Source organism: Streptomyces milbemycinicus (genome assembly GCF_002154605.1).
Taxonomy (GTDB): Bacteria; Actinomycetota; Actinomycetes; order Streptomycetales; family Streptomycetaceae; genus Streptomyces; species Streptomyces milbemycinicus.
This window is the reverse complement of the sequence record NZ_MUNE01000765.1, coordinates 1-9,794: the sequence shown is the minus strand read 5'-3', so window position 1 is coordinate 9,794 and position 9,794 is coordinate 1. Positions and strand designations below refer to the sequence as shown.

At 72.1% G+C, this 9,794-nt stretch carries 8 protein-coding genes and 1 pseudogene; 2 read left to right on the top strand and 7 right to left on the bottom strand.

The genetic code is table 11. The features are described 5' to 3' along the window. The 4 genes from CCN51_RS45715 to CCN51_RS45700 all read right to left on the bottom strand — a co-directional run. Nucleotides 1-709: ABC transporter substrate-binding protein (locus CCN51_RS45715; RefSeq protein WP_245881815.1), on the bottom strand; the 709-nt coding region annotated here is incomplete at its 3' end. Nucleotides 710-743: 34 nt separating this feature from the next. After that, nucleotides 744-1,346, bottom strand: coding sequence for a GNAT family N-acetyltransferase (locus CCN51_RS45710; RefSeq protein WP_078610317.1), 603 nt, complete (start codon nt 1,344-1,346; stop codon nt 744-746). Between the two features lie 25 nt (nt 1,347-1,371). Beyond that, entirely contained in the window at nt 1,372-2,163 is a 792-nt protein-coding gene (locus CCN51_RS45705; protein ID WP_014173619.1) for an ABC transporter permease, read from the bottom strand. After that, nucleotides 2,160-3,071, bottom strand: a complete 912-nt coding sequence (locus CCN51_RS45700; RefSeq protein WP_014173620.1) for an ABC transporter ATP-binding protein — start codon at nt 3,069-3,071, stop codon at nt 2,160-2,162. Before CCN51_RS45700 ends, CCN51_RS45705 begins: the two co-directional genes overlap by 4 nt. Nucleotides 3,072-3,173: 102 nt before the next feature. Between CCN51_RS45700 and CCN51_RS45695 the strand changes: the two genes are divergently transcribed. Both CCN51_RS45695 and CCN51_RS45690 read left to right on the top strand, forming a co-directional pair. Next, a complete protein-coding gene (locus CCN51_RS45695; protein ID WP_014173621.1) occupies nt 3,174-4,514 on the top strand; it encodes a sensor histidine kinase in 1,341 nt (446 codons plus the stop codon). Nucleotide 4,515: 1 nt separating this feature from the next. Beyond that, nucleotides 4,516-5,166: a response regulator gene (locus CCN51_RS45690; RefSeq protein ID WP_043486144.1), complete on the top strand. Its 651-nt coding sequence runs from the start codon at nt 4,516-4,518 to the stop codon at nt 5,164-5,166. A gap of 393 nt (nt 5,167-5,559) precedes the next feature. On the opposite strand, the pseudogene CCN51_RS53900 reads toward CCN51_RS45690, so the two are convergent. The 3 genes and pseudogenes from CCN51_RS53900 to CCN51_RS45675 all read right to left on the bottom strand — a co-directional run. Continuing rightward, nucleotides 5,560-5,931 (bottom strand): annotated as a pseudogene (locus tag CCN51_RS53900) (GtrA family protein); the annotation flags it as partial. 29 nt (nt 5,932-5,960) lie between these two features. After that, the gene (locus tag CCN51_RS45680) at nt 5,961-6,938 is read right to left on the bottom strand and encodes a glycosyltransferase family 2 protein (protein ID WP_043488887.1); all 978 of its coding nucleotides are present in this window, start codon (nt 6,936-6,938) and stop codon (nt 5,961-5,963) included. A 28-nt stretch (nt 6,939-6,966) separates the two neighbouring features. Beyond that, nucleotides 6,967-9,654, bottom strand: coding sequence for a YfhO family protein (locus tag CCN51_RS45675; RefSeq protein ID WP_014173625.1), 2,688 nt, complete (start codon nt 9,652-9,654; stop codon nt 6,967-6,969). Nucleotides 9,655-9,794: the final 140 nt, after the last annotated feature.

Here is a 9,794-nt window from a genome sequence, read left to right as displayed (position 1 = left end):
AGGACCCCAAGGTGCGGGCCGTGCCGTCGGCGATGAACCGCGCGTCGATACCGGAGGCCCGGGCCCGGCCGCCCCAGTAGTCGTCGAAACGGTTCAGGGTGGCCCGGTTGCCGCCGCCGGCCTTGGCGAGCGCGAATGGCCCGGTGGCGGCGGAGGCCGGGTCGACGGTGCCCTTCTTCTGATACGCCTTGGCGGACAGCACGGCCAGGCTCGGGCTGGAGAGCCGCAGCGGCAGCGCGGGGTCGGGGTCGGCGGTGGTGACGCGGACCTGCCGCTTCCCGGCGGGTTCGGCGGTGAGCTTCACCCCGGAGAGCGCGGCGGGGGCCGGGTCGGCCTGGGCGGCGTGGGTGAGGGCGGTGGCGGCCGCGGCCGGGGTGAGTTCGGTCCCGTCCTGGAACCGGGCCTCGCGCAGGGTGAACAGCCAGGTGTGCTCGTTCTCCTGACGCCATGACTCGGCGAGCGCGGGGGACGCGGCACCGTTGCCGTCCAGCCGGGTCAGCCCCTCGGCGACACCGAGCCGGCTGAGCAGGGTGGCGTCACTGCCGTACGGCGAGAAGTTCTCGGCGGGCGGGAAGGCGAACGCGACGCGCAGCCGTGTGTCGGCTCCGGAGCCGGACGGGGAGGAGTTGTCGTCGGCGGCGAAGCAGCCGGAGAGCAGCGGGGCGAGCAGCAGGGCGGAGACCAGCTGACGGCGGCGGGCGTAGCGCATGGTCCTCGTTCTCCACGAGTTCTACGAGCGGGCTTTACGAGCGGGACGCCGCACAGGCTACATGATTATCATTTCCATTAGCTCCGCCATGAGGAACCGCCCGCAAAGGCACCTCGAAGTGCACGACGCTCTGCCCGCCGCCGGGCGCCGTCCGCTCGTCGCACACCACCTCCCCCAAGGACCGCCAGAAGGCCTCGGCGCCGGGCACGGCGGGGTCGGTGTGCAGATAGACCGCGCGATAGCCGCCGTCCGCCGCCGCGAAGTCCAGCAACCGGCCCACCAGCCGCCGGGCGAGCCCCCGCCGCCGGTGTTCGGGCCGTACGTACACCCGGCGCAGCTGGGCGGTCCGCCCCGAGGGGTAACGCTCGGCGAGCGCACGGGGGTTGGGCGGATGCGCGGGCCCCCGCGCGTCGAGCGCGCCCGTGGCGACGACCTGCCCGTCGCCCTCGCCGACGGCGACGGCGACGAGCAGGGTATGCCGCGCGGACCGGAGGTAGGCGCGCTCCGGATCGACGATGTCGCCGTGCCAGCGCGGCACATACCCCGTGCCGAAGTCCCGGTACACGGTGTCGAGCATCACGCTCCGGGCACCGTCGAGGTCTTCGGGCGTGGCCGTCCTGATGCGGTAACTATGCACTTGCACATCATATGCATCAAGGGCATCAAGGGTCGCGGCGGCGCAGCGCCATGAGGCCCCCGACGAGCGCCGCCGCCGTCCAGGCCAGCAGGATCACCAGCGCGGTCCCCGGGCCGAAGTCCCGGTGGGTGATGAACGACTCGTCCACCGTGACCACCCGCATCATCACCGCCCCGGCCTGGTCGGGCAGGAACTGCGCGACCGTCCGGATCTTCGGCACATTGCCGAGCCCCTGCGAGTTGAGGAAGAGCAGCGGGATCATGATTCCGAGCGTGAGCGCCGTACTGCGCAGCATCGCGGCCACCCCGATCGAGAACGCGCACATCAGCGTCAGATACGCCCAGGCGCCGAGGGTCGCGCGCAGTACGCCGGGGTCGCCGAGGGAGACGCCCTGCGGGCCGAGCGCCCACTGCGCCGCGAAGAAGGTGATGTAGACGGTGAACAGCGAGAACACCAGCGCGGTCAGCATCGTGGCCGCCACCTTGGCCCCGTAGAACACCCCCCGGCGCGGCACCGCGAGAAGCGAGCCGCGGATGGTGCCGCTGGTGTACTCGGCGCCGATCTGCAGCACACCGAACACGACGAGGGCGATCTGGCCGACGGTCAGGCCGAGGAAACCCGCCTCGACGGGGTCGAAGTTCTCCTGCCGTTCCCGGTCCATCCCGGCGAAGCTCGCGCTCATGGAGTGGCCGACGAGGATGCCGAGGCCGACGCTGACGACGAGGGACAGCAGCAGGGTCCACAGCGTCGACCGGACGGTACGGATCTTGATCCACTCGGCGGCGAAGGCCGCCCGCACACGGGCCGCGTCCCTCATCGCGCACCTCCCGCCCGGTGTTCGGCGGCCTCGCCTGTGAGCCGCATGAACGCCTCTTCGAGCGAGGCCTGCCGCGTGCTCACCTCGTGCACCGTCAGACCCTGGGCCGCCGCCAGCTCGCCGACCGCCGCGGCCCGCGTCCCGTACGCCTCCAGCGCCCCGTCGGCCGCCCGCTCCACCCGGACGCCCACGCCCGCCAGCGCGGCGCGCATCCGATCCGGCTCGGGCGTGCGGATCAGCACACAGGAGCGGGAGTTGGCCTCGATGAACGCAGCTACGGTGGTGTCCGCGAGCAGCCTGCCGCGCCCGATGACGATGAGGTGTTCCGCGGTGAGCGCCATCTCGCTCATCAGATGGCTGGAGACGAACACCGTCCGGCCCTCCGCGGCCAGGTCCTTCATCAGGTTACGGATCCAGAGGATCCCCTCGGGGTCAAGGCCGTTGACCGGTTCGTCGAACAGCAGCACCGGCGGATCGCCGAGCAGCGCCGCGGCGATACCGAGCCGCTGGGCCATGCCGAGTGAGAGGCCCTTGGCCCGCTGGTGGGCCACGCCCGCCAGCCCGACCAGCTCCAGCACCTCGCGCACCCGCGCCTCGGGGATGCGGTTGCTGCGGGCCGGCCATCGCAGGGTGTCGTACACGCTGCGGCCGCCGTGCACCGCCCTGGCCTCCAGCAGAGCCCCGACCCGGCGCAGCGGATCGGACAGGCGCCGATAGCGCTCGCCGTCGATGAGGACATGGCCCGTGGTGGGGCGGTCGAGGTCCAGCATCATCCGCATCGTGGTGGACTTTCCCGCCCCGTTCGGCCCGAGGAACCCGGTCACCTGGCCTGGCCGCACGGTGAAGGACAGCCGGTCGACCGCGGTGGTGGTCCCGTACTTCTTGCTGAGGTCGCGCACTTCGATCACGCCGCTCACGCTAGGAACCGGGCCCGGTGCCGCGCAGTGGTCGAAAGTCGCCCGTCGTCGGGACCAAAGTCGACACCGCTGTTGAGGCTTTAACCTGCTGCCATGAGCCTGCTGCCCCTGGGCCGAAGTCTTCCGGCCGCCGCCGTGGTCGTGGCGGACACCGCGCTGTTCGTGGCCGCGCACCACGGCGGTCCGCTCCCCTGGGCCGCCGTGGCGTACGCGTCGGCCGTGGCCGGTGTGGTCGTGCTGGGCGAGCGGGCCCCGGCGGCGGCCTTCACGGCGGGCCTGCTGCTGGCCGCGCTGACCGGAGGCTCGTACGTGCTGCTGCTGTGGGCCGGCTACGGGGCCGGATCCCGCGCGCCGACGGGGCGGGACACGGCCCAGGTGGCGGGTGCCGTGCTCGGCTGGCTCGCGGTACGGCTCCTGGTCCGGCCGGTGGACGCGCCCGCCGTACCGCAACTGGTCTCGATCTTTGTGGTGTTCGTGGCGCTGCCCCTGCTCGTGGGCCGCTATCTGGCACAGCATCGGCGGCTGGTGGCGGAGTTGGGCCGGCGCAACCGGAGGCTGCGCCGGGAGCGGGAGCTGCTGGCCGAGCGGGAGCGGCTGCGGGAACGGCTGCGGATCGCCCGGGACATGCACGACTCCCTCGGCCACCGGCTCAGCCTGGTGTCGGTGCAGGCCGCGGCTCTGGAGGTGGCCGAACTGCCGGCGGCGCAGCGGGAGGCCGTCCGGCAGTTGGCCGGGACGGCGCGCGGCGCCATGGACGAGCTGCACGAACTGGTCGGGGCGCTGCGCGGGACGGATGAGACAGCCGCCCGGGCGCCCGGGGCGGAGGCGATCGACGAGGTGGTGGCGGAGTTCCGGGCGGCCGGGGTGCCGGTGACGCTGCGGCGCGGCGGCGGGAAGCCCCGCCCGCTGCCCCCGGCGGCCGGGGAGGCGGTGTACCGGGTGGTCGAGGAGGGGCTGACCAACGCGGCCAAGCATGCCCCGGGCCGCCCGGTGACGGTGTCCGTCACCTGGGAGCCGGACGCGCTGCTGATCACCGTGGTCAACCCGGTCACGACCCTCGTCAACCCGGTCACGACCGTGGCCGACCCGGTCGCGGGCGGGGAGCGGGAGCTCGGCGAGGCGGGCGGTGGACACGGGCTGCGGGGGCTGGACGAACGGATGCGGCAGGTAGGCGGGTTCGTGGACCACCGGCTGTCGGACGGCGGTTTCCGGCTGGTGGCGATGGTGCCGACCGCCCCGGACACCGCCACCGCCACCGCCACCGACGCCGACACCGACGCCGACACCGCCACCGTCTCGGCCCTCGACCGCGACCTTGAGGGCGATGAGGGTGGCGCCGGGGTCGGGGGCCTGCGCACCGTCGCGCTCGGATTCGCCACCGCCGCCGTGATGTTCGTGGTGCTGCCGGTCGGCATGCTGCTGGGGGTGGGCTGAGGTGATCAGGGTGCTGGTGGCCGACGACGAGCCGCTGATCAGGGCCGGTATCCGCACCGTACTGGAGTCCGCGCCCGATATCGAGGTGGTCGCGGTGGCGGAGCACGGCCGGGCGGCCGTGTCCGAGGCGGTCGCGCACCGCGTGGATGTGGCCCTGCTCGACATCAACATGCCGCTGCTGGACGGGCTGAGCGCGCTGGAGGAGCTGCGGCGGCAGGCGCCCGCGCTGCGCACGGTGGTGCTGACGGCGTTCGGTGCCGAGCCGAATGTGCTCCAGGCGCTGCAGAGCGGGGCGGCGGGGTTCGTGCTGAAGAACTGCACGCCCGATGAGCTGATCCGCGCGGTGCGCGCCGCACACGGTGGCGAGGCCTATCTGTCCCCGGCGGTGACCCGCCCGGTGCTAAACCTGATCACCCCGGTCGCGGCCCGGCGCCGCCGGGAGGCCGCGGAGCGGCTGACGGCGCTCACCGAGCGCGAGTCGCAGGTGCTGCGCCTGGTGGCCGAGGGCATGTCCAATGCCGAGATCGGCCGGGAGTTGCATATGAGCGAGAAGACCATCAAGACGTATGTGAGCCGGGTGCTGGCCAAGCTGGGCTGCTCGAACCGGGTCCAGGCCGCCCTGCTGGTCCGTGACGCGGGCCCGACCGGCTGACCCGGTCGGGCGCACCGGGCCTCAGACCCCGCGGGCCCCGCTCTCGATCCGGTACTGCTCCACCAGCGTCTCGAACCGGTCGGGGTCGCCCTCCCCCAGCTCGACCGGGCCCCTCTCGCCGATGGCGGCGCGCACCTGGTCGGCCACCTCCGCCGCGCGCGCACCGGAGGTGTGGACGCCGAGCACCAGCACCGTGGCCTCGTCGCCGTCGGCCCGCCGGTCACCGTCGAGGGTGAAGCCCCAGGGGACGTCGCACGGCCCGTCGTGCCATTCCTCAGGACATAGCAGGCGGGCGATCGGATCTTGCAGCGCGATGGCCTCTCCGCTGTCCGCGCAGCCGTACACGCGGATCTCGTACACGCGCGGCTCTTCTCCGACCGGCAGCTCGGCTGACCCCCCGGAGGTGGGCCCGAGCATGATCGTCCGGGAGAGGACAAAGGTGATCGGCACGGCCACCGCGGCGGCCATCAGCGGGGCCGCCCGGTCCCCGGTGTGCAGAAGGTCGACGAGGACGTAGACCCCGCCGGTGGTGATGACGAAGTTGGCGGCCGTGGTCAGGGGGAAGAGCAGGAACTTCCGCCAGGTGGGGCGGGTGCGGTAGGTGAACCAGCAGTTGAGCAGGAATGAGCCGACGGTGCTGAGGGCGAAGGCGGCGACATGGGCCACGAGGTAGGGCAGCCAGCGCAGGAACAACAGGTACATGCCGTAGTAGGTGGCGGTGTTGACGACGCCCACCAGGCCGAATCTGACCACTTGGCCGAGCATCGCCGAGCGCGCGGGCCTGGCAGGAGAAGTCACCGGACGAAATCCTTCAGCTGGTCCTTCAGTTGGTCCTTGAGCGGGGCGGCGGCGGGGACGGCGTTGGTGGACTGCACCAGGAAGTGGGGGCGCCGCTTGACCTCATAGTAGATACGGCCGATGTACTCGCCGATCACCCCGACCATGACCATCTGGACGCCGGCCAGCGCGGTGATGACGACGAGGAGGGTGACATAGCCGGGGGTGTCGACCCCGTTGACCGCCGCGCTGCCCACGATCCACGCCGCGTACAGCGCGGCCACCGACAGCAGCAGCAGGCCGAGGTAGACCGCGGCGCGCAGCGGCTTGTTGTTGAACGAGATCAGCCCGTCGGCCCCGTAGTTGAGCAGCTGGCCGAAGGTCCACTTGCTGCGGCCCTCCTCGCGTACGGCGTTCTCGTACTCGAAGGTCACGCTTGGGAAGCCCACCCAGGCGAACAGCCCCTTGGAGAAGCGGTTGTACTCGGTCAGCCCCAGCACGGCGTCCACCGCGCGCCGGGACAGCAGCCTGAAGTCGCCGACGCCGTCGACCAGCTCCACATCGACGAAGCGGTTGATGAGCCGGTAGTAGGCGCGGGCGGTGAGGACCCGGGTGACCCGGTCGCCGTCGCGGGTGCGCTTGGCGATGACCTGGTCATGGCCCTGGGCGTGCAGCTCCACCATGCGCTTGACCAGTTCCGGGGGGTGCTGCAGATCGGCGTCCATGATGACGACGGCGTCGCCGGAGGCGTATCGCAGCCCGGCCAGCATCGCCGCTTCCTTGCCGAAATTGCGGCTGAAGGAAACGTAGCGGACCCGGGGATCGGTTTCGGCCAGGTTTTTCAGCAGTGAAAGCGTACGGTCCTTGCTGCCATCATCCACATAAACGAATTCACAGTCGTGGTCGATCGCCCTGAGTTCTCGTGTGAGGTGTTCATGAAAACGATCGATCACGGCTTCTTCGTTGTAGCAGGGTACGACGATGGAAATGAGCATGGTCTCCCCCGTGCGGAATTCGCGGGCGTCAGTGATGGGCATGGCGGCTCTCCCGTCGGTTGCGCAGCAGCCGGTAGGCGACCGGCAGGGTCAGGACCAGCAGTGCGGCGGCTCCCACGGCGGAGCCGAGGCGCAGGCCGGGAGGGCGGAAGCGGCAGTCGATGGAGGTGGCGGAGCCGTCGAGCTCCACGGCGATCAGGCCGAGATAGCTGTCGGCCGGGCGGTGCCCGCCGTCGCCCGCGGCGCACTGCCAGCCCGCGATCCGCGGGACGGCGACCACCGCGAGGCCGCGGGAGCCGGCGGGCAGTTCGGCCCGGATGCCGGTGTCGGTAACGCTGTTGGAAACATGGACGGAGGTGGCGCCGTGGGACCGGAGCCGGTCGACAGCCGTGCGCAGCCGTCCGGTGTCCAGGCAGCCGACGGAATCGGCGGGGACGGTGCCGCCCTTCTGGATGGTCAGATCCACCTCGACGCGTCCGGAGGCCGGGGCCTTCCCCAGCGGCTGCATGGGGGCGATCTTGGTGACCGGGTTGTCGCCCCGGAACCCGACCGGGGGCCGGTCGGCGCCGCGCAGCGCGGCGGTGCCCCAGTAGTGCGGCGCCCACAGGAACACCTGGGAGCCGCCCGGGCAGGTGGCGGTCAGCAGCGCCTTCGGGCGGGAGTGCTTGGTGGGGCCAGGGGGCAGTCGGTAGCCGTGTTCGGGGGTGCGGGCGGCCGGGCGGCCGTCCGCGCCGCGTATCGCGATCTTGTCGGCCATGGTGTACACCCGGGCCCCGAGCAGCAGTTCCTGGTTACGGAACGGCGAGGGGCCGAACGCGGGCGCCTTCTTGACGGCCGGCCGGACGGTGACCAGGGGCGGTACGGACGTGCGGGTGACATACGGCTCGACATCGATCGTCGCGTTCGGGTCCCGGTGCGGATCGGGCGGGGAGTGGACGCGGGCGCCGACCGAGAAGATCGCATCGGTGACCGGGTTGTCCAGGCTCTGTACAGACCGGCCGCGCGAGTACCAGCCGCCGCCGAGGGCGGTGAGAGTGCGGCTGAACACATCGGCGGTGAGGCTGCTGTAGTACTGCGCACCCTGCCCGCCGACCAGCAGCGGGTCATTGCCGACGGTCTGCTCGCGGCCCGGATCCGTACGGTATCGGGGCCAGCCGTCCACGTCCGCGATCAACCGCTGCTGCTTCTGCTGGCGCTCACCCCAGGGCGCGTAGTCGTCCAGGTGCCCCAGCCGCAGCCGGTCGGCGACGGCCATGGTGGCCGCGGACTGGCCCACCTGGGCGCCGATCAGCAGGACGACGGCGTGGGCGGCGAGCAGCGGGCGGTGGTGCCGCCGGGCGTACCGGGCCAGCAGGAGGGCGACCGCGACGGCGGCGAGCCCGGCCAGCAGGAGCGGATAGGTCCAGGGGCGCATCAGTTCGGTGGCGCGGGACGCGCCCGCCGCGATCACCGCCAGCAGCCCGCCCGCGGCCAGCAGCGGGCGCCGGCCCGGTGTGCCATGGGCGAAGGAGAGCCAGGCGGCGGTCACCAGCAGCCCGCACAGTACGAAGGTCTCCCGGTACTGGCTGCCGTTGGGGACGCTGAACGCGTGCCAGGCCAGTTGGGTGGGCGCCCACTGGAAGGACAGCGCCACCGCCGCGACCAGCAGCGTCCAGCCGCTTCGCAGCCGCTTGGGGACCGCCGGGTTGAACGGCAGCGTCAGGGCGAGCAGCAGCGCCACCGTGTCGACGTAGACGGCCGGGCTGCTGAAGTTGTACGTGCCCGGCAGCAGCCGGGCCAGGACGTCCGTCCAGGGCTTGGGGTTGAACTCCATGACCCGGCCCGGGTAGGCGTGTTTGGTGCCGAAGTAGATGACCGAGACCATGGGCGCCGCGAGGCCCACGCCAAGCGCCAGGACGCCCGCCAGCCGGGCCACGGGCCGCCACAGGCGAGCGAGCCGCTGCCGCAGGGGGACGCCGGTGGGGGCGTCCACCAGCAGCCGGGTGAGCAGCAGCAGTACGGCGCCGAGGGTGGCCATGTACGCGGTGTAGAAGTTGGCGATCCACATGAGCGCGACCAGCAGCGCGCCCACGACGAAGCGCCGCCCCGCCAGGACCCAGAGACCGACCAGGCACAGCAGCGGCAGCGCGATCAGCCCGTCCAGCCACATGGGGTTGTACGAGGCCTCGGCCACGGACCAGCCGCACAGCGCGTACGAGGCGCCGAGCGCCCCGGCCGCCCACCACCGGCCGGGGCGCAGGGTCAGCAGCAGTTGGGTCATCACCGCACCGGCCGTGGCCATCTTCAGCAGCGTGATGACGTACACCGCGAGGTCGATCCGGTCGCGCGGGAAGAGGGCGACGAGCAGTGCGAACGGGCTGCCGAGGTAGGTGCCCAGGTCGGGCAGGAAGCCGGCGCCGTAGCCGGACTGCCAGTTGAGGAACAGGCCGCCGTCCCCGCGGCCGTGCAGCAGGTCCCACAGATGGGCGTGGAAGGGCACGAACTGATTGCCCAGGTCGTTCACGCTGCGGGTTCTGAACCCGAACGGGTAGCTGCGGGCCACGGCGTCGCCGAGGCACAAGGCGGCCACCGTGACCAGGGCGGCGAGCGCGGCGGCCCGGGCGCGGACGCCGCGCGGGGCGTCCGGCAGCGCGACCGGCGGTGCGTCGGGCGCGGGCGGCGCGGCGGCTTCGCGCGGCTGGTCGTCCGGCCGGGTGCGGGCCGGTCGGCCGGTCATGAGCGATCGCATGAATTCGTCAGGATCCAATTCCGATAGACGGCGTGAATTTCGACTTCACGCCGATTACTTGTCCGGCGACGCGGACGAGTTCCCATGGCGTGGGTCACAGTTCACGGCCGCGTACGCGGGCAGCTCGA